Source organism: Sphingopyxis sp. MC1, from assembly GCF_000371385.1.
GTDB classification, from domain to species: Bacteria; Pseudomonadota; Alphaproteobacteria; order Sphingomonadales; family Sphingomonadaceae; genus Sphingopyxis; species Sphingopyxis terrae.
Genome location: NZ_AOUN01000021.1, coordinates 1 through 1513, shown reverse-complemented (window position 1 = coordinate 1513; position 1513 = coordinate 1). Strand labels below are relative to the sequence as shown.

At 62.6% G+C, this 1513-nt stretch carries 1 protein-coding gene; it reads left to right on the top strand.

The window, feature by feature from the left end; all coding sequences use genetic code 11:
- Window positions 1-73: 73 nt before the first annotated feature.
- Window positions 74-1447: an IS1182 family transposase gene (locus EBMC1_RS15970; RefSeq protein ID WP_003051097.1), complete on the top strand. Its 1374-nt coding sequence runs from the start codon at window positions 74-76 to the stop codon at window positions 1445-1447.
- Window positions 1448-1513 lie beyond the last annotated feature (66 nt).

Below are 1513 nucleotides of genomic sequence, written 5' to 3'. Positions count from 1 at the left end.
TTCTGTTGAAAAACTCCCGCTTGCAGTGAGGCGCGGGGAATGATTCAGTTGTCTTGTTATCGGGAGACGGCTGATGATGGGCGAGCGGACGGTGATGCAGGAGGCGCTGTTTTACAGCTTCAGCCTCGAGGATCATGTGCCGGCGGACCACCTGCTGCGCTCGATCGACCGGTTCGTGGATCTCGGCGGTCTGCGCGAGCATCTGCGCCCCTATTATAGCGAGACGGGTCGGCCCTCGATCGACCCGGAGCTGATGATCCGGATGCTGGTCGTCGGCTATTGCATGGGCATCCGGTCGGAGCGTCGGCTTTGCGAAGAGGTGCATCTGAACCTCGCCTATCGCTGGTTCTGTCGGCTGGGGCTGGAGGGAGCGGTTCCCGATCACTCGACCTTCTCGAAGAACCGGCATGGCCGCTTCCGCGACAGCGATCTGCTTCGCGAACTCTTCGAGATGACGGTGTCGCGCTGCATGGCGGAAGGCCTGGTGGGCGGCGAAGGCTTCGCCGTCGATGCAAGCCTGATCCGGGCGGATGTCTATCGCCGGCGGTCGGTGCCGGGAGATGAAGGCCTGCCGCCCGATGTGACGGGCCGCGCCGTTCGTGAATATCTGGAGGTGCTGGACGATGCGGCGTTCGGCGGTTCAACGCCTGTGCAGCCGAAGCGGATCGCGCTGACCGATCCTGCCGCCCGCTGGACGGCGGCAACGCGTGAGCGGGCCTTTTACGCCTACAGCACCAATTATCTGATCGACCTCGATCATGCGGTGATCGTGGATGTCGAGGCGACAACGTCGGTTCGGCAGGCCGAAGTGACAGCACAGCGACGAATGATCGACCGGACGCAGGAGCGCTTTGGCATCTGGCCGCATCGGCTTGTAGCGGACGCGGCCTATGGCTCCGCTGCGAACCTGTCTTGGCTGGTGGAAGAGAAAGGCATCGAGCCGCATATCCCGGTGTTCGAAAAATCCGGTCGCGATGACGGCACCTTCGAGCGCGCCGACTTCATCTATGACCATGACGACGACAGTTACACCTGCCCGGGTGGCAACCAGTTGCGGCGGTCCAATCGCAACTTCAGTACGCCGCGGACCGGGATCGATAAAGACGGCTCCATCCGCTACCGCGCGCGTCAGCACGATTGCGAAGGATGTGCCCTAAAACCGCAATGCACGCCCAATGCGCCCGCCCGCAAGATCACGCGTTCGATCCACGAAGGCGCGCGCGACATGGCCCGAGATATTGCGACAACCGACGCCTATCTTGTGTCGAGCAGAGAGCGGAAGAAGGTCGAAATGCTGTTCGCCCACCTCAAGCGCATCCTGAAACTGGACCGCTTGCGCCTGCGCGGTCCCAATGGTGCCCGTGACGAGTTCCACCTCGCCGCCGCAGCCCAAAACCTCCGGAAAATGGCAAAGATCTTCCCGATCCAGAACCTCGCCACCGCCTGATCAAGGTGGGGAGGCCGTTCGCGTCCCGTCCGCTTCCACTCTCAGCACAGCGTCCGGGCGACTTCT